This is a genomic window from Idiomarina sp. OT37-5b, assembly GCF_002968395.1.
Classification (GTDB): domain Bacteria; phylum Pseudomonadota; class Gammaproteobacteria; order Enterobacterales; family Alteromonadaceae; genus Idiomarina; species Idiomarina aquatica.
This window is the reverse complement of record NZ_CP027188.1, coordinates 1,541,346-1,565,942: the sequence shown is the minus strand read 5'-3', so window position 1 is coordinate 1,565,942 and position 24,597 is coordinate 1,541,346. Positions and strand designations below refer to the sequence as shown.

The following is a 24,597-nucleotide window of genomic DNA, read 5'->3' as shown; positions in this document are numbered from 1 at the left end:
ATCAAAGGTACCGTTGATGCCAGGTGCTTTCGTTAAAACCGACATGAACGCCCTGCGTATCTTCCACCAACGGCCGTTTGAATAAGGTTGGCTGGGTAACAATCAGCTCGGCAATGGCCGCATCGTCCTGTAGCTGCTTTTGCTGCTCATCCAACTGACGCCAGCTGGTACTGCGTTTATTGATCAGCTTTTCGGCACCAAGCTGTTGCAGCCAGTGCACCACCTCGGCTTCGTTTAGCGGTTGTTTGCGCACATCGCGAAATTCAAACGCTATATTCTGTTGCTGCAACCAGCGCAGCGCTTTTTTTACAGTATCGCAATTACTAATGCCGTGAACGGTAATCATGAATTTTCCTGTTTATCGTCAAAAATAATAGAATCTAACAGACTGATGGCGCCTGATTCAGCCCAGTGAAAGCTATCCGGTAGTGTCGGCGCGGGCTCAAGCAGTACCGCTAAGCGCCGTTGTTGAGGGTCAGAGGCGCGCAACAACGATTGATTAAGGTTGAGTAATACGTCACCCTTTTGTACCTGTTGATGCCGCTTTACCTGACGCACCAGTGCGGGGTGTTGCTGAAAGCAGCGACCATCACCCAATATCAACGTGAGGACACTGGCTGAGGGGTGGCGCAACCGAATATAATCGCCACTGGCGCTGATGTCGTCGACGACAGCACTAAAGGGGGCAACAATTTGGTTACCGGCAACGTCAAGTAAGGGACCATTGCCGAAGATCCTGTTATGAACAAATGCTGGGTGTTGATCGTCTAAACAACAGAGGCGGCCGCTTGCCGGGGCACTAATTGGGAATAAATCGGACACGACGGTTAACACTCAATGTCTGGGAATAGGTGTATCTTGGCAAACCTTGTTAACTCATGCAACTGTATCCACATTATCTGTGGATATCTTTGTGCACTACACGGATGTAACTCATTATGTTATTGAAATATAATGAAAAAGCTGTTTGGACAGTAAACGTACAACAAGCCCGTAATTGGTTATAATAGCAACAGACGGAAGTGGAGATGTTATGCGGCGTAATTTTTTAAAAGTCATCAGTGAGGGCAGGGAGTACGCGAAGACCTGGCCGCACCATTCGGTGACAGCAGCCTTTACCGAGTCGCGGGTCATTCCGGTCACGCGTCTGGGTGAGCGCTGGACGCCGGCTATCGCGGTGCTTAATGCAGCATTGTTTTATCAGTTTATGCCCACCGAACAACTGGCGCAGGGGATGTTGTTGTCACTGATCATGTTGTCATTGCCGCTGCAGGGGCTCTACTGGTTGGGTTGGCGAGCCAGACAGCCACTGTCCCCGCGGTTACGGGCTTGGTATAAAGAGCTACAAGACAAACTCAAGGCGAGTGGCAAACCCTGTTACCCACAGGGAACGTCAGGCCCTGATTATTATGATCTTGCGGTTATTGTTCGGCAGGCTCTGGATACACTGCCGCCACACCAGCACTGATTAACTGTTATCCAGGTATACTTCATCACTGAAGGTTTTCAGCCAGTGCGGCCGGTACACCACCATTAACGTGACAGCCATGCCGTTTAACAACGCTTCAGGAAACATCAATAGTGGCGTAATCACACCGTAGTTTTGCCAGATATTGTCCCAACTAAGATAGCCGCTGAGTAACGCCCAACTGCCGTGTGCAAGGTGTGTGAAAGCAATAGCCAGCGCGCCGGTTAAAAACGCGTTGACGAAAATATAGACAAACGGATGCCGTGGCAGGCGATGATAAATAACGGCATAACTGATGAAGGTCAGTAGCGCCGGCACGACAACGTGACTTAAGTACAATGTCGACACCATGTAAGCGTCGTAGTCGTTAATGAATTGATTGAGCAACACCACCACCGCGCCGGCCAGCAAAGCCCGGCGTAAGCCGAGCATCAGTGTGAGTGTGGTAATGCCAAGAAAATGAATGCTGAGGCCATAATCAAGTTTTGCCGACAGACTCCAGATGAAGGTCAGTACCGCGATACCGCCCAAACTTAAATGCTGGAGCAGTGTGCTTTGCCGGAACAGCTTCCAGTCTGTCTGCTGGATACACAGCAGCAACACCAACAGTGCTGCCGTATGTAACATGAGATTCATGAACCCACCATTGCTGCCTTACTGTGGTTTGAACGCGCTCCAGATCGGCGCGTGATCTGACGGTTTTTCAATGCCACGCAGTTCGTAATCGATGCCACTATCAACGCAGTGGTCCGCTAATGGCTTAGTGGCCAGTATCAAATCGATGCGCAGACCGCGGTTATCATCAAAACCGCGTGAACGATAGTCAAACCAGCTGTATTCGTTGGTCGCTTCCGGATGTTGTTGTCGATAGGTGTCCAGCAGTCCCCAGTCCAATAAACGGTTTAACCAGTCCCGCTCTTCGGGCAGGAAACTGCATTTACCCGTGCGCAGCCAGCGTTTGGCATTCTGTTCGCCGATACCGATATCGATGTCCTGATGAGAAATATTCATGTCACCCATGATGACGACCGGATCCGATGGACTCAGTTCGTTCTCAACATAGTTCATCAAGTCCTGATAAAACTTTTCCTTGGCGGGGAACTTAACCGGGTGGTCGCGACTCTCGCCCTGGGGAAAGTAACCATTCAGAACCCGCACCGTTTGCCCATTGGGCATCGGATAGTCACCCATAATCATACGGCGTTGAGCGTCTTCGTCGTCGGTTGGAAAACCAAACTGTGGGTTCGTTAATGGCACTTTGCTGAGCAGCGCCACGCCGTAATGGCCTTTTTGACCATGATAAATGACGTGATAGCCCATCGCCTCAACGTCAGCTTTTGGAAACTGATCGTCATGCACTTTGGTTTCCTGCAACCCGATCACGTCCGGTTGATGCTTGTCAATCAATGCTTGCAATTGATGAAGTCGTGCGCGAATACCATTTATATTGAAAGAGATAAATTTCATAGCGTTGCTGTGTTATTGAGTTAGCGTTTGATGAACACCATCATACCAAAGTCGACCGCACGGCGCGACAGGATAGGGGTGCGATAGCGCGTGAAAATCCGTATACTCACGGGTTATCATGGGCCTTGGCCAAAACAATAAACATAACATAGGTGTCGAGTGTTGCAGTTGCTTAACGAACTTGGGCTGATGGTTCGCCCGCATATTTATCAAATCGCGACCATGATTGTGGCTACCTTGCTGGTCATATATGGTAATGAGCTCAATCAGCTCATTCGGCGACAAATCGCCGGTTTGCATTTTTTGTTGCGCGCGATCATTTTCGTATTGGTCTGTGCGTTTGGTTATGGTTATTTGTTGGTTGGTTTTACGCCCATCCTGTCATCCTGGTTGCATCAAATTCCACTGCATTTAATTGCCCCGGCAACACTGGTGATCGTAATGGTGCTAGGTTTATTGGCGGAACGGAAAAAACAATTATAAGGACATTATGACCACTTCGTTGCTAACTATTAAAGCGGGCGCTACTGCCTACCAACAGGTTCGTGAGCAGGGCTTACGGGCGGACGATGTTGATTTGTTACTGGGCGCTTCAGGCGGACCTAAATGGTTTGTGTTGCAAGGCATGGATCGTTACTTGTTTGGGGACTTCCTGAGTAGCAAGAGTCAGCCGTTGAATACCCTGGGAACCTCAGCCGGTGCGTGGCGATTTGCCGCCCTGGGACAGGACGACCCGGTTGCGGCCAGTGAATTGTTTGCGCGCCTGTACAGCACGCAAACCTACAGTGAGCATCCTGATCGGCATGAAATTACCCGCGAAGCGAAGAAACTGCTGGAGCGCTATGTGCCGGCAACCGCCATCGAACAAATACTCACGCAGGATAGGGTGCACCATCATTTTATCGTAGCGCGCTGTCTGCGTAGCACGGCGGCAGAAAATAAACGTCAGGTGTTGGGCTTATTATCATCGGCATTTGCTAATTCATTAAACCGAGCGAACTTAGGACGCTATTATGAACGTGTGATGTTTCATCATCCGCACTCGTCGTTATCCTTTTGCCGTCATTGGCATGACTTGCCGACTCGTTTTGTAGAGTTGGACCGTTCGAACTTTGCTCCGGCGTTATTGGCAACCGGTTCAATCCCAATGGTACTGGAAGGCGTTCGCGACATTCCCGGTGCTCCGCCTGGTATGTATCGTGACGGCGGTATCACGGACTATCACTTCGACGTTGATCTATCGAAAGTCGATGGCTTGGTACTGTACCCGCACTTTCACCAGGAAGTGATCCCCGGCTGGTTTGATAAACGCATGAAGCGTCGCCGGACAACCGGTAGTGACTGGCCCAACGTGGTGTTTGTGTCGCCGTCGGAACAGTTTGTGAAGTCATTACCCTATGGCAAAATCCCCGATCGTACTGATTTTCAGAAACTACCGGCAAAGGAACGGATTGAGTATTGGCGTAAGGCCATCGCGGCGGGTCAACGCATGGGAGATGAGTTGCGCGAAGTGATTGAGTCAGGAGCGATTCGTGAGCGGGTTAGCTTGTGGCAGTAATGAGGTTATCGGGAGCTTTGGCTGAAACTGGCATCACAAAGTTGCTCGAAACGTTCAGCCGCCAGCCGCCGGGCAAGGTTAATTTCATGCGCAGTAAGTTGCGGCTGTAACTGTTGTAACAGTTCGGTGGCCTGCGACTGGCCGGCTTTTTCTGCCAGCGTTAACCAGCAACAGGCGTGAAAGCTACTGGCAGGTAAGTGCTTACCTTGCAAAAACATCTGGCCCAGATACAACATGGCTTTGCCATGTCCGAACAGCGCCGCGCGACGAAAATGCTTGGCTGCTTCAAATGGAGTGTGCTTAATAAGCTCGGCTGCCTTAACGTAGTGATGCTTAGCGTAGCGCTGCCAGTATTCCGGCCCGCGAATTTTAGCATCACCCGGTTGCTCAGCTTGCAGGAGTTGTTGTTGTGCGACTGCAATGAGCTTATCGACCTGCTCAAGCAGCCGACTTTGCCACTGATTGACATCCGTCGCCATGAAATTAAGCCGTACGCTGTATGAAAATTATTTTTATTGTTAATCTGAGTGTACCCTTAGCTCAACGGTTGAGTAAAGTAACAAATCACTTATGACAACACCCGATGTAAAGCCAGAAGCAGTAACCAACAGTAACCTCGAACAGCTGATTAATGCCGGCACCGGGCTTACCTTATTTGTCTGGGAAGATTCCGAGCTATGGCCCGTTCGTTATGTATCCGACAATGTCGCTGCGGTTTTTGGTTTCACGAAAGAGGAATTCATTCGTCGCGAAGTGCACTACAAGTTCCTTATCCACGAGGACGATACGGCGCGCGTAAACGACGAGGTAGAGCTGCTGAAATCCGGCAAAACCGGTTATCGGCTGACGCATCAGGACTACCGGGTACGTCACAAAGACGGTCATTACGTTTGGGTGACAGATACCACGGTCGTTAAGTACGACGAAAAAACCGGTGTGAATTTGTTGTTCGGTTATCTGATCGACATCACCGAGCGCAAAGAGCTGGAACTTAAGCTTGAAACTGAGCGCAACCGCCTGAGTCTGTTGTTAGATGCAACACGACTGGGAACCTGGGAGTGGAATCCGCAAACCAATAAAACGTCTTTTAACGAGCGTTGGGCGAGGATGTTCGGTTATGAGCCGGGCGAACTTGAAGATAATGTCGAAACCTGGTCAAGCCGTTTGCACCCTGACGATTATGACAAGGCCTGGCAGGCGATAAAGGACCACCTCGATGGGGTAACACCTTTTTACGAGAGCGAACACCGAATTTTGCACCGTTCTGGTCGCTGGGTTTATGTGCTGGACCGCGGACGAATCATCGAACGTGATGCTCAAGGTCGAGCAACCCGCTATGCGGGCACAGTAACGGATGTAACGGAGCAGAAACAGGCAGAACTTGATGCTCGTCGAGCGGCACACGCTAAAAATGTGTTTTTAGCCAATATGTCCCACGAAATCCGCACACCGTTGCATGGTATTCTCGGTTTAGCGTCGGTACTCGAGAACACCGACGTCAGTGATTATCAGAAACGGCTGCTAAGAACGATCAAAAACAGCGGTGACTATCTGTTAAATACACTGAATGATCTGCTTGATCTTACCCGTGCCGAAGAAGGTCAACTGAAAATAAAACTGGGCACGCACAGCATTGTGCATATTCTTGAGCACATCCATTCTTTGTTTGAACAACGGGCGGAAGAAAAAGGCCTGGCGTTCGAGTTTGATATTGCGGATGACCTCCCACGACAAGTCATCATGGATCATTCGCGGGTGATACAAGTCGTCAGTAACTTAGTGAGCAATGCGATAAAGTTTACCCAACACGGTAAGATTCAGGTGAAAGCCCGTTGGTTGGCAGAGAATGAACGCAAAGGCGAGCTTGAAATCAGCGTGACTGACAGTGGTGCCGGTATCCGTGATACGCAGCGCATCTGGCAACTGTTTGAGCAGGAAGATGACGGACTGACGCGCTCGCAGCAAGGCAGTGGTTTGGGGCTTGCTATTGTCAGAAACTTGGTGCAACTGCTCAGTGGTACCATTCAGGTAGACAGTGAAATGGGCGAAGGCTCCTGTTTTACCGTTTGCTTACCGATGACCGTGCATACCGGCAATGCCCCGAGTGATGAAGAACTGTCCGAACTGCCACTGCCGGAACTTGGTCAACACCGCGTACTGGTGGTCGACGATAACAGCATTAACCAGATGATCGTGACAGAAATGCTGTTGAGTCTGGGCCAGCAGGTAGAGTCGGTGACCAGTGGCCAAAAGGCGTTGGAAGCGCTGCAACAATCATTATTTGACGCTGTATTTATGGATCTGCATATGCCGGGCATGGATGGTATGGAAACCACCAAACAGATCCGCCAGGATAGTGCCATCAAGCAACCCTATATCATTGCTCTGACCGCTAACGCGTTCCCGGAAACTCGCACGCAGGCGCTGCGTTCCGGTATGGACGATTACGTGACGAAGCCGTTTGTTAAAGAAGATTTGGCACGTGTACTTAATCGCATTAATGTGAAAACACAAAGGAAGAAACATGGCATTTAATAGCACTGATAGCTATATCGTATCAGAACAACTGGCAAGCGCGGTAAACGCCGCTGTAACGCTGCAAAAACCACTGCTGATAAAAGGCGAACCGGGCACCGGCAAAACACGGCTGGCGCAGGAGTTGGCAGACTCATTAAATACCGAGCTGCTGCAGTGGTCGATAAAGTCCACCACCAAAGCTCAGCAGGGACTTTATGAGTACGATGCCGTGTCGCGTTTGCGTGACAGTCAGCTTGGCAGTGACAAAGTTCATGACATCAGTAATTACATAAAACCCGGTAAGCTGTGGCAAGCGTTTACGGCCGAAAAACGACCCGTACTGTTGATCGATGAAATCGATAAAGCCGACATTGAGTTTCCTAATGACTTGCTGCATGAGCTTGATCAAATGGCGTTTCATGTCTACGAAACCGGTGAGCACATAGAGGCTCGACAACGACCCATTGTGATCATTACGTCGAATAATGAAAAAGCCTTACCGGATGCGTTTTTGCGTCGCTGTTTTTTTCATTTTATTCAGTTTCCTGATGCGGAAACGCTGGCGCAAATTGCGCAGGTACACTATCCGAATTTGCATCAGCAACTGCTGGAACAGGCATTGGAATTGTTCTTTGATTTACGCCACACGCCGGGTCTTAAGAAAAAGCCGTCAACCTCGGAGCTGTTGGACTGGATTCGCCTGTTGGTGGCAGAAGACATCAGTGCCGAACAATTGCAGCAATCACGCCAACGCAACAGCGCCATTCCGCTGACCGGGGCGCTACTAAAACACGAGCAGGACATCGAGCTGGTTGAAAGGTTACGCCGTGTTAATTGAGTTTTTTCAGTTGCTGCGTGAGCAGGGCGTTAAGACCACCATCACTGAGTGGCTGGATTTACTGGAAGCGCTTAAGCAACGAGTGATTTTTGCCGATGTCGATGAGTTTTATTATCTCAGCCGAATGATTCTGGTAAAAGATGAAAGCCTTTATGACCGCTTTGATCGTGCGTTTGCACAGTATGTCGAGCGTGTTGCAGCGACCGATGTCGCGGACAAAATTCCTAAAGAATGGCTGGAAAATGCGTTAAAACGCGAGCTTTCAGAGCAAGACAAAGCCCGTATCAAGCAATTGGGTAGCCTTGAAGAGCTATTGAAAACCTTTCAGGAACGCCTGCGAGAGCAGCAGGAACGCCATCAAGGGGGCTCCAAGTGGATTGGTACCGGCGGTACTTCCCCGTTTGGCGCCTACGGGTATCATCCCGGTGGTATTCGCATTGGCCAGCACGGTAATCGCAACCGCAGTGCGGCGAAAGTTTGGGATAAGCGCGAGTTTGCCGATTTGGATGATGACGCCAGGCTCGAACAGCGCGGTTTCCAGATTGCGTTGCGTAATCTCCGTCAGTTTGCGCGCACAGGAGCAGCCACTGAACTTGATATGGATGCGACGCTCACGGCAACGGCGCGTCAGGGAGGGCTGCTCGACCTACAATGGCAACCAGAGCGACACAACGCCATAAAAATCCTCTTGTTGCTGGATGTTGGTGGCTCGATGGATGATCATATTTATCAAGTAGAGCAGCTATTTACCGCGCTCAAAGGAGAGTTTCGGCATCTGGAGCTGTATTACTTTCACAACTGTCCGTATGAGGGGCTTTGGCGGAGTAACCGTCGCCGTCGTACTGAGCAGATCCCGACCGAACAGGTGATCCAGACCTACGGTGAGGACTACAAATTGATTTTTGTCGGTGATGCCACCATGGGGCCTTATGAGATTGCCTATCCAGGCGGCAGCGTCGAACACTGGAATCAAGAGCCGGGGCAAGTTTGGTTGCAGCGATTATTGCGTAAATTTCCGAAGGCGGTGTGGCTTAACCCGCAACCGCAGGCGCATTGGCGCTACTACCCGTCCGTTGGCATGATTCAGGAAATTCTCTCAGAGCGGATGCAGCCATTGACATTAAGCGGTCTGCAGCAAGCGATTGAGGTGATCAAATAATGAACGCAACGACGGCTAAGTTTCTGTTACTTGAAGAAGCTCACGATAGCTTACTCGAGCGCATTAAGCTTTGCCGTCAGGCGCAGCAATGCATCCATTTACAATATTATATTTGGCGTGACGACATCAGTGGTCTGACACTGATGAACGAGCTGGTCAAAGCCAGCCGTCGGGGCGTGCAGGTTAAGTTGCTGCTGGATGACTTCCAAAGTCGAAGCGTCGAGCTGTTGCTCCGAGATTTACAACGGCGGGCGAACTTCTCCATTAAGCTGTTTAACCCGCTGCGCCATCGGCGTTTACGCTGGCTTAACTACTTTCTTGATTTTAAACGCGTTAACCGGCGTATGCACAATAAAGCGATGATTGTGGATAATCGCATCGCCATTGTCGGAGGTCGTAACGTCGGTGATGAATATTTTGGCACTCATGCCGGGGAACTGTTCTCAGACCTAGACGTGGCGGTCAGTGGTGAATTGGTCAACGAAATTAACCGCGACTGGCTAAGCTACTGGAATTGTGAACTGGCGGTTGAGTTGAGCCATATTCGTGGGCGCAGCCCGACCGAAGCTTTTATTCAACGCTGGCGACGGCAGCAACAACAGGAACAGGTTCAGCAACTGCGTGATTATGTCATCAAAGAGCCGATAAAAACGGAACATTCAGAAGAGGACTGGATAACGGCAAAAGCGGTTTGGATCAGTGATGATCCGCAAAAAGCCAGTGTTTCCCGCAAGCCTCAACGGCTTATGACACAACAGATGACTCGTATTCTGGGCCGTGCGCAGCAGCAGGTGCGTATGGTGTCGCCTTATTTTGTGCCAACGTCTAACGGTGTCCGCGAGTTGGAACAACTCACTGAAAAGGGCGTCGATGTGCAGGTACTGACCAACTCTCTGGCGGCGACTGACGTTCCGGCTGTACATGCGGGCTATCAGCGCAGCAGACGGCGTTTACTCATGGCCGGAGTGAAATTGTTCGAATTACGCCGGCTTGAGGACACCACGGAACAAAAAGCGGTTCGCCCTTATTTTCGCCGATCAGCAACCAGCTTACATGCGAAAACCATCACTGTGGATGAGGCTCGCGTATTTGTCGGTTCGTTTAATTTTGATCCGCGCTCAGCTCAAATTAATACTGAGGCGGGGTTGATCATCGACTCACCGCAAATTGCCAAGCGCATCAATGCGATATTCGAACATGAACTGCCGCTAAAAAGCTATCAGCCAAGGCTTAATCGCTTTTACAAACTGTATTGGCTGGATAAAAGCAAAGTGCCGGCCCGTCGTCTGTACAAGGAACCAAACGCAGGTCTGGCGCGCCGGATCATTGTCTGGTTAACGGCGCGCCTGCCGGTCGAACATTTGCTGTGATTATTTGTTGTGACTATGAGCGCCGCTCGATGATCCAGCGCTTCACCTTTTGCTCCAATAAAATTAATGGCACAGCGCCGTCTTCCAGTACGACCCGGTGAAACGCCTTAATATTGAATTTATCACCCAATTTCTTCTCCGCTTCGCGACGTAGCTCAGCGATTTTTAACTGACCTATTTTGTAGGCCAACGCTTGTCCCGGTAGGGCCATAAAACGTTCCGCTTCCGATACGGCGCGAGCCTGAGCAACCGGCGCATTGTCGTACATATAATCGAGCACTTGCTGGCGGCTCCAGCCTTTGCTGTGAATACCGGTGTCAGTCACCAATCGGATTGAACGCCATAATTCCGCTGCCAGTGCACCAAAATATTGATAGGGGTCGTCATACAATCCCAGATCGTGGCCTAAGGATTCTGCGTACAAGCCCCAGCCCTCGGTGTAGGCGGTTTCGCGACCAAATTTTCTAAACTCCGGTAAGTCATCAAGCTCTTGCTGAATTGAAATTTGGAAATGGTGCCCGGGGGCTGCTTCATGTAAAAACAGTGCGGTTTTAGCCCAGGTCGGACGTGACGCTAAATCATACGTATTTAAGTAAAAGACAGCGGGTCGGGAATTGTCGGTCGGTGCCGCCTGATAAGACCCTGAACTGGCAGACTGCTCACGAAAGGCCTCGACTTTACGCACTTCGTAATCCGCTTGCGGAAAGACGTCAAACAATCGCGGTACCCGTTCATCAACGGTGCTGCGCAACGCCCGGTAATCGTCGAGCATGGCGTCGCGACTGGGATAAATGAACTGCGGATCGTTGGTCATAAAATCGAAAAACTCCGCCAAGCTACCGTCAAAGTCGGTTTGTTCAATGATGTCGCGCATTTCATCATGAATACGGGCAACCTCGGACTTGCCAATACGGTGGATCTCATCAGCCGTCAATGTGGTCGAGGTATTGGCCTCAATTCGGTATTGATACCACTCGCGACCACCCGGTAACTGGCCAATCCCGAACGAGTCGGCGCGCGTGTGTGGTAAATAATCATTGGCCAGATAATCACGTAATTGTTGGTACGCCGGCAGTACCGTATTGCTGATAAGATCGCGGTATTGTTCCTTTAAGGCCCGCTGTTCTGTCGCTGAAATAGCGTCGGGCATAGAGCTTATTGGTCGCCAAAAAATACTGTCTTCGACGTTGTCGACAAGGTGGGCCTCGATTTGTGGAATGGCTTTTTCAATCAAAACACGGGGCTGCACGATGCCCTGATCAACGCCTTTACGCATGTTCTCGCGAGCCTGTTGAAAGATCACTGGAATCCGCTGCATGCGGGCTGCCCAATTTTTATAATCTTCAACGGAGTTAAAGGGTTGTGCTGATGTCCCCGAACCCAACATCGCAAACTGACTGGCAATGTTGTAAAACTGGTTAATGGGTATCAAGTGCTCCGGGAAAGACAGTCCTCGTAGTGCCATTTCACGGTCACGCTTGAAGATCTTATAACTCATCAGCGCGGAGTCGGTTAACCCGGAAACGTCAATAGCATTTACCTTGTCCAGATAGCTCTGTTCAAACGCTCGCAACTGCTTCAGGTAGTCAGGGGAGAGGAAGTTGGGCAATTGGTCGTTATAGTCGTTACGGCCAATATAGGTTGCTAATAACGGGTCGAGTTGCAACTGCTGTTGAAAAAAGTCGGTATAAATCTGCTCAAGTTTTTCACTCGGTGATACTTGCGTTATGGCAACGCGTTCGCGGTCGGCCGTGTTTTGTTGATTGCCGGTTTTCGGGTTATCGCTGCAAGCTGTCAGCAACGCGGTGATCGTTAGTGCAATAAGTGTCGGTTTGATCATTATTTATGCTCCGTTCGGTTACGGCCATGCTCTTTTGCCTGGTACAGTGCTTGATCCGCAGCAACCAGCAGGCTGCTGTGGTCAGGATAGTATTGATTATTGGCAACGCCGATACTGATGGTGAGTCCGGTATCACCCAGTAAGGCTGAGAAATCATGGTTTTCAACCGCCACCCGCATTCTTTCTGCGGCATCAATTGCCTGCTCCAGGTCGGTATCAGGTAATAAAATAGCAAATTCTTCACCCCCCCAGCGGGCGGCATAGTCGATATCTCGTAGCACCCGGCGTAACAGTTTCGACAACTCCACCAACACTTGGTCGCCCACGGTGTGGAGAAATTCGTCATTGATTTGCTTGAAAAAGTCCACATCGATAATGGCCAATGACAAATCAGCGCCAGAGCGACTGCTGCGTTTCATCTCGAGTCGGAGGCGTTCATCAAATGCTCTGCGGTTACCCAGTCCGGTTAACGGATCCTGACGAGCGATGGTTTCCAATTCGGCGGTTTTTTCGCTGACCATTTTTTCCAGTTGCCGGCGGCTGCGGTTTTTTAAGAAACGAATACGTGCACGCACCAGCAAAAATGCCGTTAATGCGAGCGCGATGAGAATGAACAACCAGGTACTTGGCTGTTGCCAAAAATGCTCAGATCGACTGAAGGCAAAGTTGGCCGGCTCACTCCATTCGCCCCCCGGATAGGAGGCTCTCACCTGGAACAAGTAATCGTTAGCCGGGAGTGCTGTATACTCGGCGGTCGTAAATTTGCCTTTGTCCACCCAGTGTTCGTCAAAGCCAACGAGCCGCACTTGATATTGGATATGGTCAGACATTAAATAGCCCAACCCTGCATAATCGAACGCAATACGTTGTGTGTCAGCGGCAACTTCCTGGCCGTACTCAAGTGCGTTGCCATCCGCGGTGACCGCCGCAATGACGGTCGGCGGAGGCGTTGCCGCCATAGACGTCAGTGCATTGGGGTCAATCACGGAAACCCCGCTGGCGGTAGCAAACCAGACATTGCCGGCGCTGGATTGGAATAAGGCCGGTCCACCGCTGTTGACCTGTGAGTTGCTCATGCCGTCAACTTCAGTGTAGCGTTGGAAAGATAACGGCTGTTCAGGCCTTTTTAAGGCTTCGGTGATGGCATCATGCGCGATAAAAATAGCACCGCGGTTCGAACCCAGCCACAGGTTCGCTTCACCATCAAATTCGACCGATAAAAAGTTATCAAAGGGTAAACCTTGATCACGGTTAAAAATACGCCAGCTCTTGCTCGGTAAATGATGCGCGATAAGTCCTCTGTCGCTGGCGAACCACAAATAATCGTTGTAGTGCTGGATTTGAAATATCAACTCGGCGTCATTCAGTCCGGACAGATCGATGTCGCGGATGTCATAGGAGAACCCGGACCGCGTTGACTTGACCTTAATTGCAACCAGGCCACTAACGGACGCTGCCCATAAGGTATCGTCATCATCGAATGCCAGGGCCGTGGTGTAGTTGTTTTTCAGACCGTCGGCGGCGGTTAAATAATTCGTTTCATCAGCGGCAATATGCGTGATACCGCCGGGGCCACCAAGAAATAACCCGAACGTCGGGTGTACGGCAATTTGTCTGACTTCATCACCGGATAAGCCATTGCTTTGGTTGTACTGCTTAACAATTTGCTCACCATCCCAGACGAAGGCGCCGCCCGTATAAGTGCCTATGACAAGGTTACCCTGGTATTCCGCAAACGAGAGTACCGACTGTTCCGCTAGCGGTGTGTTGGCACCGACCGTCTCGACACCGTTGATATCAATACGGGTCACGCCATTACTGGAGCCTACGTAGATTGCGCCATTCCATTGATAGACACTGCGGACATAATTGCCGCTTAGGCCATGCTCGGTGGTGTAGGTTTTAAACAGCGCATCACGGAATTGTACCAGCCCGCCGTGCGTTGATACCCAGATGCTACCCTCATGATCGTGTTGGATATCAAGCACATGGTTGTTGGGCAGGCCTGTCGCAACGGTTAATGATTCGAAGCGGTTGCCGGTATAGCGCCAAACTCCTTGACGGAAGGTGCCCAGCCATAAATCGCCATCCGGCGTGTAGTGGATGGTGCTGATGCTGGCTTCAAGTTCTGTTAAGTAACGCTCGAACTGGCCGTCATCGGTCTGAATATAAAGACCCTGTTGCGTGCCGATGATGAGCTTGCCGTCAGGTGTGAGTTTTAATTCACGAATGAGGTGGCCGGGCACGCTGTCAATGCGCTCAAATCGGGTATTGTCAGCGCGTTTAACCGCCAGGCCTTTATTGGTTGCTACCCACAAGTGACCGTCGTTATCGACCAGACTTTGATAGACCGCATTCGACGGTAACCCATGTTGGGTGGTAAAGGTTGCAACACGCTGATCATTTTCGTAAAACAACAACCCTTCTTCACTAGTGGCCACCCAAAGATTACATTGCTTGTCGACCGACAATTGGTTAATAAACGGCGGTGCCGGTTGTAACTCGAGCCAGTGTCCGTCATCGTACCGACTGATGCCGCCTCGTGCCCCGCCGACGTATAGGCTGCCATTGCAAGGGTTCAACGCCACCGTGTAGATGCCAATGTCTGGCAGACCCGTTACCCGGACATCGTCAAAAATTTCGAATTCGCGGCCATTGAAACGGGTGGGGCCTTGCCAGGTTCCCAGCCAAAGATACCCATTTTGATCCTGAGCCATGGCGTTGACTGAGTTATGCGGTAAACCTTCCCGGGTGGTCCAGATTTCACGGACAAAGTGGCGCAGTGAATTGGCTTGTTTTATGTTCGGCAGGGTATCTGATGCTGCAGTTGCAGCCGGGCTGAGTATCACAAACCCGATAATTGTACAGAGATGGAGCAAAAAGCGACGCATATAGTACAGTGCCCGTTGGGATTTTGTTATAAGTTCAATAGTATGCTGGCAAAACGGTAGATGCAACGCTTGCTTCGGACGGATCCAAATTCGTTATTGCAGAGTAAACCTTGTTACGTTCCAAACTATCTTAATTCGTGAAACAGGAGAGCGACTAATGGTTAAAGCCTACGCAGCAAAGTCAGCAACATCAGGACTGGCTGAGCATGCCATCGAACGACGCACGTTAAGGGATGATGATGTCGCCATCGATATTGAATATTGTGGCGTCTGCCATACCGACATTCATTATGTTGAGAACGATTGGGGGGGCACCGTTTATCCGGTGGTTCCGGGGCACGAAATTATTGGGCGAGTAACCGAAGTAGGCCCTAAGGTAAGCAAGTATAAGCCCGGCGATGTGGTGGGTGTCGGTTGTCTGGTTGATTCCTGCCGCAGTTGTTCTGCCTGTGATGAGGGGCTTGAACAGTATTGCCTGAACGGCATGGTGCCAACCTACAACGGTGAGGATCGCCACGACGGCAGTATCACTTATGGTGGTTACTCAGAGCGTATTGTGGTCAGTGACCGTTTTGTGGTCAAAGTACCGGATGCCCTCGATCCGGCCAAGGCGGCTCCGTTACTGTGCGCCGGTATCACCACTTATTCACCGCTGCGTCATTATGGTGTCAAGAAAGGCGACAAAGTGGGGGTCATCGGTATGGGTGGACTCGGTCACATGGGCGTTAAATTTGCCAAAGCGTTGGGTGCCGAAGTGACCATTTTTACCCGTTCGGAAGCGAAAGTGAAAGAAGCGAAAAAACAAGGCGCCGACCATGTGGTGATCTCTACCGATGCCGAGCAAATGCAAGCGGTTGCCGAGACGTTTGACTTTATGCTGGATACGGTCCCGGTAAAACATGACCTAAACCCTTATTTAAACTGTCTAAAATACGATGGTACGCACATTATCGTGGGCTTATTAGAACCGGTTGAACCGGCGCTGGAAGCCGGTGCATTAGTGATGAAGCGGCGCGTGTTGGCGGGCTCATTGATTGGTGGCTTGCCGGAAACTCAGGAGATGCTCGACTTCTGTGCCGAACATGATATTCATTGTGATGTCGAAATGCTGGACATCAAAAACATCAATGAAGCTTATGAACGGATGAAACAGGGTGATGTTAAGTATCGGTTTGTGATTGATATGCAATCACTAAAACAGCGCTAGATAGAGCGTTGACTTAATCACCAAAACAGGAAAAGATGTTGGTATCGCAGATCGATGCCAACATCCCATGTTTAAATTTTGGTACAAAAATTTTTCCCACATTCCCGTCCATCACCCAGACTTTCATCGAGTTCAGTTAATTTATCACCTGCTGTTGTTTGTTTGTGTGCTCGCTGGTGTTGTCACGGCACTGAATTTCTTTTTATTAAATGCCGGCTTAATAGCCGTTATTGATGCGATTGGCTTTTTCCTGGCACTGGGTATCTATTTTTATTTTCGACACAGCGGTAACGTTGCGGTTGCCGGTTGGGCGGTGACATTGATATTTATTGCCGTTCTGAGTGCTTATTTAAGTGTCTGGGGCGGCAATAATTTCGGCATCATCTGGGCCACGGTGATACCGCCCATAGCGTTCTTTTTATTAGGCCGAAGCGTTGGAACATTGCTATCAATCGTGTTTTTCAGTTATGCCACTTATATTGTCTACGGCCACGTACAAGCAGGCGTGCGCTATCAGTTGTCACTGGGAGGCATTCTCAATGTGGTCGAAGTGCTGATCGCGCAAATCATGCTGTTTCGTTTTTATGATCGTACCCGAGCCGACGCCATGGCCGAACTGCAGGCGAGCAGAGCAAAGCTGCAACGGCTGGCTAGCACCGATAAACTGACCGGCATTAATAACCGTCAGCAATTTGACCGTGAGTTAATGGCGCAGGTCAGCGATGCTCAAACGACTCGGCGGCCATTGACCTTATTACTGCTGGATGTTGATCATTTCAAACGCATTAATGACGAGCATGGGCATTTATTCGGCGACCGCGTTTTAAAAGAACTTGCCAGCTTGTTGTCGACCAACCTGCGCAGTCACGATGTTATTGCGCGTTGGGGAGGCGAAGAGTTTGCGGTTTTGATGCCAGCTACGCCGATAACGACGGCCATGACACTGGCAGAACGACTGCGAAAGAAGGTAGCAGACGCGAATCTGTGCGGCCATTCAGTAACCATCAGTGGTGGCCTTTCCGGCTGGCGTCCCGGCTGTTCCGGAGAAGAGCTGCTGGGGACAGCAGATCGGGCGTTGTATCGGGCAAAAACGCAGGGGCGCAATACCATCGTTCAAAGTGAAGATTGATTTTTACGGCCAAACTGTGGTTAACTTCGTTCCAGGAAGAGGCGCAATACTCAGGTCGTTCAGCTAATTAAACCTACCCAGGGGCTGAATCAGGGGAGTCATTGCCGAGATAACAGTGCATGGTATGGCTGTTATCGGCCGTAGGGTTTGAACACCCGCGGCTGTCACCGTCAGGTGGAGAGCTTCTGGAGTCCAATCCTATTTAAGCTCTCTGAACGTTGTAGTGTTAAGTTCAGGGGAATCTATGACACCCATTCATGTAGCTAAATTCGGCGGCACCAGTATGGCCGACGCCGACGCCATTCAAGCCTGTGTTCAAGTCGTTGAACAGACACAAAACCCGACTCTGGTTGTGGTGAGTGCCTGTGCCGGCGTTACCAACCTACTTATCCGTCTTGCTGATTCGCAGACGTCGGTCGAAAAACAGCGCTTGTTTACAGAAATTAAAGACAAACATAATGGCATCGCCAGAGCGACCACCGCAGCCGAGGTTTGCTTGCAACAGCTTGATGAGCTCCATCAGCAATTATGGCAAGTCGTAGACAGCGATATCCCAAGCTCCTTAGCTGAGCGAGCTCGCCGTCGTGACCAGATCGTCAGTTTTGGTGAGCGTTGCTCAAGTCTGTTGTTCAGTTTTTTCTGGCGTCATCATCATGACGATGCCAGCGTGGTCGATGCTCGTTCGTTTTTACAGACTAATGATCGATATGGTCAGGCTGAACCGGATTTCGTTCAGACCGCCAACCTTTGCAAAGCACTCGGTGAACGACTGCAGGCCGGCGAAAAATTAGTGACTCAAGGCTTTATCGGTGCTTGTCCGCAAGGTTACACAACCACTCTGGGACGGGGCGGTAGTGACTACAGTGCAGCCTTATTCGCAGCCGCGTTGCAGGCTGAGCGATTGAATATATGGACTGATGTTGCCGGTATCTACACCACCGACCCCCGGGTTTGTGATGATGCTCGACCGTTACAGGAAATCAGTTTTGCAGAAGCGGCTGAGTTAGCCACATTTGGCGCCAAAGTGTTACACCCCAAAAGCCTTAAGCCAGCGATTGAACATGGTATTGATGTGTTTGTCGGGCACAGCCGTAAGCCGCAACTGGGGGGCACACTGGTTTCGGCCAAACCACAGCAGCGGCCGTCGATACGAGCCATCGCGCTGCGACGCAACCAAACGTTATTGACGGTTAACAGTATCGACATGCTTCATGCAACAGGGTTCCTGGCGCGGCTGTTCGATATTCTTGCGCGTTACGATATCAGCGTCGATTTAGTCACCACGTCCGAGGTGAGTATTGCTCTGACGCTGGATGAGGAAGGCTCGCAGGCGAATGGTCAATCGCTGTTGCCGGCCGCTATGTTGGAAGAGTTAAGTGCCTTTGCCAAAGTTAATATCGAGCAAGGACTGACACTGGTCGCGGTGATCGGTAATGATATTGGCCATTTTGGTGATATTTCGCCCAAGGTACTGGAATCCGCATCACCAGCAACCATTCGCATGATTTGTCAGGGTGCCAGCCGTCATAATCTTTGTTTTCTGGTGGCGGATGACGACGCCGATAACATCGTTAAAAAACTCCATGCAAAGCTGTGACGCAGAGCGGTAAATCAGTCTATAATGCTCGGCTTATTTTAGTGGGTTAATGACATAAAAGAGTCGTGCAATGGATTTATGGCAAGCGATCATTTTAGGGATAGTGCAGGGCATCACGGAATTTCTTCCCATTTCAAGTTCTGCTCACCTGATTCTGATGCCAGCGCTAACCGGTTGGAGTGACCAGGGCGTTGGCTTTGATTTATCCGTTCATGTGGGCACCCTGCTGGCGGTGATAATTTACTTCCGTAAGGATGTTGCCGGGTTGCTGATCGATGGACTTAAAAGCATTCCTGCGGGTCAGTCTGTTGGTCAGAGCAAGCTTAGCTGGTCAATTGTGGTGGCAACGATTCCTGCCTGTATCGCTGGCGTATTATTGCTGGATTACATCGACTCGGCATTGCGCGCGGTGGGGGTGATTATCACGACGACCGTGGTATTTGCCGTACTGTTGGCCGCCGCTGACCGCTGGGGGCGGGGGCGTCGGCAACTCACGGATATCGGCATCGTCGATGCAATCATTGTCGGTATAGCTCAGGCGCTGGCACTGATCCCCGGAACCTCGCGTTCAGGAGCCACCATAACCGCTGGCTTGTTTCTCGGGCTGGATCGTGAAACGGCGTCAAAGTTCTCTTTTTACATGGCTATCCCGATTACGCTGGCTGCCGCATCGTTAAAGCTATTGAGCATATGGAATGACGGTATCAGCGTCGACTGGTTGGGTTTTGCGATTGGCGGCGTTGCGTCATTCATCACCGCGATAACCGCCATCCATCTGTTTTTAAAATGGCTTAATCAGTTTGGTATGTGGCCTTATGTTATCTACCGACTGGTGTTGGCTGTGGTGTTGTACTGGATGTTCTTTTAAGGATCGCTAGGCTATGTACGAAACGCTTAAACAACGTCTGTTCGCGTTAAAGAGTAATCGTATTTTCGAATTTGCGGTGATCAGTGTCATTATTATATCGGCGCTGGAAATTGGTGCGAAGACCTACGAATTGCCGGGTGTCATAAACCAGCTGTTGGTTGGCCTGGACTGGTTTATTACGTTATTTTTTGTTGTCGAAATCAGCATTCGCTACATTGCTGACGACGATAAACGTCGCTTTTTTAAGAACGGCTGGAACGTGTTCGATACCTTGGTGGTCGTGGTCAGTCTGGTCCCAGTTAACGATTCGGAATTGGCGTTGCTGGCGCGTCTGGTCAGAATATTCCGGGTGTTGCGGATGATCTCGATCATTCCTGAGTTACGCACGTTAATTACGTCGTTGCTTAAGGCCTTGCCACAAATGGGTTATGTGGTGTTGCTGATGTTTATTATCTTCTACATCTATGCGGCCATTGGCAGTTATTTGTTCGCTGAAATCAACCCGTTTTTATGGGATAACATCGCCACCTCCATGTTAACGCTGTTCAGGGTGATGACTTTCGAAGACTGGACCGATATTCAGTACGAAACCATGGAAGTCTATCCGTGGAGCTGGTTGTTCTATATGACCTTTATTTTCCTGACCGCTTTTGCGTTCCTGAATATGGTGATCGGCATTGTCGTTAATGTGATGGATAAGGAGAGCCGCAAGGAAGCTGAGCGGTTGCGCGATGAGTTAGAAGCAGAGCAGGAACCGCAACCCTCACTGGCCGATTTGCAGCGCCAAATTGCCGAATTAAAACAGTTACTGCAGGCGTCAAATCAGCGCGACCAACGACACTAGGAGTCGCTATGCAAGTGGGTAAACACAAGGTTGTGGTAACCCGAAAATCCATCAAGCATTTGTATTTACGGGTTAAATCTGCGCATCAGGTCGAGGTGTCTGCACCTCGACACTGGCCAGAACACCACATTCGTAGCATCGTTGCTGAACGCAGCGACTGGATCACTGAGCAACAACAGAAACTGGCCACCAAACCACAGCCTCAACCCGCGTCATTTAAAAACGGTACCCGCATTCCCTTCGAGGGCAGACCTTACACCGTGGTATTAACCCAGACGACAGGGCGCCGTAACGCAAGCCTGAAAGGCGCCTGCATCGAACTAAAGTTACCTCAACCCGACGATATAAATGCCGCTATTAAGCTACTGGACAGCTGGTACCGCACCCAGTTGAAACAACGCATCCAGCAGTTATTGCAGGTCTGGCAGCCGGTCATGAACGTAGCAGCCAGTGACTTTGGCGTGCGCAAAATGAAGACCCGTTGGGGCAGCTGTAATACCCGTACCGGAAAAATCTGGCTTAATTTTGACTTAATTAAAAAGTCGCCCCAAAGCCTCGAATACGTTGTCGTCCACGAGTTAACCCATCTTTACGAGCGCTACCACAATGCGCGATTTTATGCTTTGATGGATAAATTTCTGCCAGACTGGAGAGTGCGACGCAAGCGCCTGAATCATTATGAGTAAGTTTATTGAACCGGCAACGGCCGAGGATTACCGTGAGCTCGCTCGTCGGCGCCTGCCGCGTCAAATCTTCGATTACCTTGATGGAGGCTCTTATCAGGAGTTGACGCGGTTTAATAATGAGTCGGCATTTGCGGCCATTCGGCTGCGACAGCGTGTGTTAACCGATGTTAGTTCGATTGATCTGAGTTGTCAGCGTGCCGGGCAACCCTTTGCTTTGCCCATCGCGCTCGGCCCGGTCGGGTTAGCCGGATTGATGGCTCGACGTGGCGAAGTGCAGGCTCATCGCGCTGCGGCGTCAAAAGGCATCAGTTTTTGTGCATCGACGGTATCTTTGTGCAGCGTTGAAGAAATAGCCCGGGCTCATCCGCAACGACCGCCATGGTTTCAGTTATATTTAATGAAAGATCGTGACTACGTTAAACGACTGTTGCAAAGGGCTTCTGACAGTGGTGTAGAAACGCTGGTGGTAACCGTCGATCTCGCTCGTTTAGGCAGCCGTTACCGGGATATTCGGAACGGCTTTGATGGACCACAGTCACTGGCAAAACGTTGGGCACGTATTAAAGACATTGCCAGCCATCCGGGTTGGGTTTGGGATGTTGCTGTTAAGGGTAAACCGCTGGTTTTTGGAAACCTGAGTGAAGCGGTGCCGGATGCAAGTAGCTTGCCGGACTTTAAGCAGTGGGTTGATGGTCAGTTCGATGCGTCAGTCAACTGGCAAACCCTTGGCTGGCTGCGTCAGCAGTGGCAGGGCCGGTTATTTATTAAGGGCGTAATGGATGCTGACGACGCAAAGCGGGCAGTGGCCTGTGATGTCGATGGTATTATCGTTTCTAACCACGGCGGACGGCAACTTGATAGTGTTGCGCCAAGCATCACTAAGCTCGCCGAGATTCGAAAGGTGGTTGATGAGCAGACCAAAACGCCGCCAGAAATCTGGCTTGACGGTGGCGTTCGCAGTGGCTTAGATGTCGCCAAGGCTATGGCTCTGGGAGCGGACGGCTGTTTACTCGGCAGAGCTTGGGCGTTTGCTTTAGCGGCCCGTGGCGAGCGGGGCGTGCGCGAGTTGTTAGCGCGGCTTAAGAATGAATTGACGGTAGCGATGGCACTGATGGGGGTTACCCGGCTGAGCGAACTGGGAACCGATAATTTGGACAGCTGGGAGCATAACCTATGAAGAAAAATGCTGCGGAATTGGCCGTATATGCATTAGAACAACTGGGTATTCGTCACACGTTTGGCATTCCGGGTGTCCATAATACCGAGTTGTATGACGCACTCAATAACAGTGAAGTCATCGAGCCGATTTTGGTTACCCATGAAGGCGGAGGCGCCTTCATGGCCGATGGGGTAAGCCGCTCGGTAAGACGACATAGTGGCGAAATTGGTGTATTGGCGATTGTTCCCGCAGCCGGCTTTACTCATGCGGCGAGTGGTATCGGTGAGGCGTTCCTTGATGGGATTCCGATGCTGATCCTGTCCGGCGGCGTCCGTACCGACACCAATAACCGCTTTCAATTGCATGGTATTGATCAGTTGGATCTTGCGAAACCTTTGACCAAAGCGGCGTACCGGGTTGGTCATCAAAATGAAGTGGTGGAAACCATTTATCGCGCTTATCAAAAAGCAACAACGGGTAAACCGGGACCGGTGTTGGTGGAGATTCCCGTCAATTTGCAATTGTTTACCGATGTGGTCCCGACACCATTACCCTATGCGGATTATCTTGAACAGCAGCCGGTCGAAGAAGATGAAGGATTAGCGCAGCTGGTGGCACAAGTGGTCGAGCTGCTGGATTCGGCGAAACGTCCCGCGTTATTCGTCGGCTGGGGAGCCCGTGCAGCGAAACCGCAATTGATCCAGCTGGCCGAAAAACTGCAAATGCCGGTAGCGACAACCTTGCAGGGCTTATCATCCTTTCCTCATCAACATCATCTGCACGCCGGTTTTGGTTTTAGTCCCTCAGCGGTACCTGCCGCACAGTACGCGTTTGACGATTGTGATGTGCTGCTGGCGATAGGCACCCGGTTTTCAGAAATTCCCACCGGCAGTTACAGTGCTGAGGTACCCGACAAGCTCATTCATGTCGACATTGACGGCAGCGTATTCAATCAAAACTATCCGGCAAAAGTTGCCATTGCGGCAGATGCCGAAGTCTTTATGGATGAGTTGCTGGCGCAATTAGAGGAGAAACCGGATCGGCCCAGAAATACCAGCTTGATCAGCGGTATCGAAAAGCGCAAAGCGGACTATTTGCAGCAATGGTTGCAGCATGACAGTAAAGGCCGCGTCAATCCGGCGCGTTTTTTCAGTCATCTACGCCAGCATATGGACGATGATGCCGTGACCGTGCTGGATGACGGTAACCACACCTTTCTGACGGCGGAACTTTATCCACTGGCCGAGCCTGCCACGCTGCTAACGCCAACGGATTTTAATGCGATGGGCTATGCCGTGCCAGCTGCGATTGGTGCGAAGTTTACGCAGCCGCACAAACAAGTGTTTGCTATCGTTGGCGATGGTTGTTTTATGATGACCTGTATGGAAATTCTGACCGCCGCCAAACACCAGCTCGGTGTGATGTATTTTGTCTTTAACGACGGTGAGCTTTCGCAAATCGCGCAAGCACAGGCAATGCCATACAACCGCAAACCCTGCACCACGCTCGGCAAAGCCGATTTTGAGGGTATCGCAAAGGGGGTTGGCGCTCAGTACGTCGCGATCTCGTCAGATGAGGCGCTTAATGACGGCATTGAGCAGGCGATAAAATACGCCAACAAGGGACAGCCGGTGATTGTCGACGTTGCCATTGATTACAGCAAACAAACGGCCTTTACCTCCGGTACGGCGAAATCAACCTTCAAACGTTTTCCGTTGGGTCAGAAGCTTCGTATCGGCGCGCGTGCGGTCATGCGCAAGTTGCGTTAGCGCAGCTCTTGGCCCAACTGGCTTTGGGCAATTAGGCGGAATACATAAGCCACCTTAAATAAACCGGCGAGAATGACCTGCGACAAATGCAAGAAGACCAGTAGCATTAGCGGTAAATTTTGCTCTTGAAACCAGGCCAAATAAAAAACAATGATTGAAAGCAACAAAAACACCACCATTGATGTATTTGAGGCACGCAATAATGTATGAGATTTCATAATAAACATTCC

General features: G+C 50.6%; 23 protein-coding genes and 1 riboswitch. Of the genes, 15 read left to right on the top strand and 8 right to left on the bottom strand.

Going from position 1 to position 24,597, the window contains the following annotated elements; all coding sequences use genetic code 11:
- Position 1 precedes the first annotated feature (1 nt).
- Both C5610_RS07255 and C5610_RS07250 read right to left on the bottom strand, forming a co-directional pair.
- Entirely contained in the window at positions 2 to 346 is a 345-nt protein-coding gene (locus tag C5610_RS07255; protein WP_105306597.1) for an arsenate reductase, read from the bottom strand.
- Entirely contained in the window at positions 343 to 834 is a 492-nt protein-coding gene (locus C5610_RS07250) for a PTS glucose transporter subunit IIA (protein WP_105306596.1), read from the bottom strand. Before C5610_RS07250 ends, C5610_RS07255 begins: the two co-directional genes overlap by 4 nt.
- A 199-nt stretch (positions 835 to 1,033) precedes the next feature.
- Between C5610_RS07250 and yfbV the strand changes: the two genes are divergently transcribed.
- The gene (gene yfbV, locus C5610_RS07245; RefSeq protein WP_105306595.1) at positions 1,034 to 1,468 is read left to right on the top strand and encodes a terminus macrodomain insulation protein YfbV; all 435 of its coding nucleotides are present in this window, start codon (positions 1,034 to 1,036) and stop codon (positions 1,466 to 1,468) included.
- Here yfbV and C5610_RS07240 read toward each other — a convergent pair whose 3' ends face one another.
- Positions 1,469 to 2,104 carry an energy-coupling factor ABC transporter permease gene (locus tag C5610_RS07240; RefSeq protein WP_105306594.1) on the bottom strand — a complete coding sequence of 212 codons (636 nt, stop codon included), beginning with the start codon at positions 2,102 to 2,104 and terminating at the stop codon, positions 1,469 to 1,471.
- Positions 2,105 to 2,122: 18 nt separating this feature from the next.
- Positions 2,123 to 2,935 (bottom strand): exodeoxyribonuclease III, encoded by an 813-nt coding sequence (gene xthA / locus C5610_RS07235; RefSeq protein WP_105306593.1) that lies wholly within the window; start codon positions 2,933 to 2,935, stop codon positions 2,123 to 2,125.
- Between the two features lie 159 nt (positions 2,936 to 3,094).
- On the opposite strand from xthA, the gene C5610_RS07230 reads away from it, so the two are divergent.
- Positions 3,095 to 3,418 carry a DUF3392 family protein gene (locus C5610_RS07230; protein ID WP_105306592.1) on the top strand — a complete coding sequence of 108 codons (324 nt, stop codon included), beginning with the start codon at positions 3,095 to 3,097 and terminating at the stop codon, positions 3,416 to 3,418.
- Between the two features lie 7 nt (positions 3,419 to 3,425).
- Complete coding sequence (locus C5610_RS07225; protein WP_105306591.1) at positions 3,426 to 4,493, top strand: alpha/beta hydrolase; 1,068 nt, start codon at positions 3,426 to 3,428, stop codon at positions 4,491 to 4,493.
- Between the two features lie 5 nt (positions 4,494 to 4,498).
- On the opposite strand, the gene C5610_RS07220 is transcribed toward C5610_RS07225, so the two are convergent.
- Positions 4,499 to 4,972, bottom strand: a complete 474-nt coding sequence (locus C5610_RS07220; RefSeq protein ID WP_105306590.1) for a hypothetical protein — start codon at positions 4,970 to 4,972, stop codon at positions 4,499 to 4,501.
- A 91-nt stretch (positions 4,973 to 5,063) separates the two neighbouring features.
- Here C5610_RS07220 and C5610_RS07215 point away from each other — a divergent pair, with 91 nt between their 5' ends.
- Genes C5610_RS07215 through C5610_RS07200 form a run of 4 tightly spaced genes read left to right on the top strand, consistent with a single transcriptional unit; the run spans position 5,064 to position 10,377 of the window.
- Complete coding sequence (locus C5610_RS07215) at positions 5,064 to 7,028, top strand: PAS domain-containing sensor histidine kinase (protein ID WP_105306589.1); 1,965 nt, start codon at positions 5,064 to 5,066, stop codon at positions 7,026 to 7,028.
- Positions 7,018 to 7,848 carry an AAA family ATPase gene (locus C5610_RS07210; RefSeq protein WP_105306588.1) on the top strand — a complete coding sequence of 277 codons (831 nt, stop codon included), beginning with the start codon at positions 7,018 to 7,020 and terminating at the stop codon, positions 7,846 to 7,848. The genes C5610_RS07215 and C5610_RS07210 overlap by 11 nt, the downstream gene beginning before the upstream one ends.
- Entirely contained in the window at positions 7,838 to 9,007 is a 1,170-nt protein-coding gene (locus C5610_RS07205; RefSeq protein WP_105307742.1) for a vWA domain-containing protein, read from the top strand. Before C5610_RS07210 ends, C5610_RS07205 begins: the two co-directional genes overlap by 11 nt.
- The gene (locus tag C5610_RS07200; RefSeq protein WP_105306587.1) at positions 9,007 to 10,377 is read left to right on the top strand and encodes a phospholipase D family protein; all 1,371 of its coding nucleotides are present in this window, start codon (positions 9,007 to 9,009) and stop codon (positions 10,375 to 10,377) included. The genes C5610_RS07205 and C5610_RS07200 overlap by 1 nt, the downstream gene beginning before the upstream one ends.
- Positions 10,378 to 10,390: 13 nt before the next feature.
- Here the strand turns inward: C5610_RS07200 and C5610_RS07195 are convergent, their stop codons facing one another.
- A complete protein-coding gene (locus C5610_RS07195; RefSeq protein ID WP_105306586.1) occupies positions 10,391 to 12,217 on the bottom strand; it encodes a DUF885 domain-containing protein in 1,827 nt (608 codons plus the stop codon).
- Positions 12,217 to 15,066: a ligand-binding sensor domain-containing diguanylate cyclase gene (locus tag C5610_RS07190; protein ID WP_158682674.1), complete on the bottom strand. Its 2,850-nt coding sequence runs from the start codon at positions 15,064 to 15,066 to the stop codon at positions 12,217 to 12,219. The genes C5610_RS07195 and C5610_RS07190 overlap by 1 nt, the downstream gene beginning before the upstream one ends.
- A 199-nt stretch (positions 15,067 to 15,265) precedes the next feature.
- Between C5610_RS07190 and C5610_RS07185 the strand changes: the two genes are divergently transcribed.
- The 8 genes from C5610_RS07185 (at position 15,266) to C5610_RS07150 (ending at position 24,367) form a co-directional block, all read left to right on the top strand.
- The gene (locus C5610_RS07185) at positions 15,266 to 16,315 is read left to right on the top strand and encodes an NAD(P)-dependent alcohol dehydrogenase (RefSeq protein WP_105306584.1); all 1,050 of its coding nucleotides are present in this window, start codon (positions 15,266 to 15,268) and stop codon (positions 16,313 to 16,315) included.
- A gap of 67 nt (positions 16,316 to 16,382) precedes the next feature.
- Positions 16,383 to 17,444, top strand: coding sequence for a GGDEF domain-containing protein (locus C5610_RS07180; protein ID WP_105306583.1), 1,062 nt, complete (start codon positions 16,383 to 16,385; stop codon positions 17,442 to 17,444).
- 28 nt (positions 17,445 to 17,472) lie between these two features.
- Positions 17,473 to 17,637, top strand: a riboswitch (Lysine riboswitch).
- Positions 17,638 to 17,688: 51 nt separating this feature from the next.
- The gene (gene lysC, locus C5610_RS07175; protein ID WP_105306582.1) at positions 17,689 to 19,041 is read left to right on the top strand and encodes a lysine-sensitive aspartokinase 3; all 1,353 of its coding nucleotides are present in this window, start codon (positions 17,689 to 17,691) and stop codon (positions 19,039 to 19,041) included.
- Between the two features lie 70 nt (positions 19,042 to 19,111).
- Positions 19,112 to 19,909 carry an undecaprenyl-diphosphate phosphatase gene (locus C5610_RS07170; protein ID WP_105306581.1) on the top strand — a complete coding sequence of 266 codons (798 nt, stop codon included), beginning with the start codon at positions 19,112 to 19,114 and terminating at the stop codon, positions 19,907 to 19,909.
- Positions 19,910 to 19,922: 13 nt separating this feature from the next.
- Positions 19,923 to 20,753: an ion transporter gene (locus C5610_RS07165; protein ID WP_105306580.1), complete on the top strand. Its 831-nt coding sequence runs from the start codon at positions 19,923 to 19,925 to the stop codon at positions 20,751 to 20,753.
- A gap of 8 nt (positions 20,754 to 20,761) precedes the next feature.
- Positions 20,762 to 21,439, top strand: coding sequence for a M48 family metallopeptidase (locus C5610_RS07160; protein WP_105306579.1), 678 nt, complete (start codon positions 20,762 to 20,764; stop codon positions 21,437 to 21,439).
- Positions 21,432 to 22,616, top strand: coding sequence for an L-lactate dehydrogenase (locus C5610_RS07155; protein ID WP_105306578.1), 1,185 nt, complete (start codon positions 21,432 to 21,434; stop codon positions 22,614 to 22,616). The genes C5610_RS07160 and C5610_RS07155 overlap by 8 nt, the downstream gene beginning before the upstream one ends.
- On the top strand, positions 22,613 to 24,367 hold the full coding sequence (locus tag C5610_RS07150; protein WP_105306577.1) for a thiamine pyrophosphate-binding protein: 1,755 nt from the start codon (positions 22,613 to 22,615) through the stop codon (positions 24,365 to 24,367). Before C5610_RS07155 ends, C5610_RS07150 begins: the two co-directional genes overlap by 4 nt.
- Here the strand turns inward: C5610_RS07150 and C5610_RS07145 are convergent.
- Entirely contained in the window at positions 24,364 to 24,585 is a 222-nt protein-coding gene (locus C5610_RS07145; RefSeq protein WP_105307741.1) for a hypothetical protein, read from the bottom strand. The genes C5610_RS07150 and C5610_RS07145 overlap by 4 nt on opposite strands.
- Positions 24,586 to 24,597: the final 12 nt, after the last annotated feature.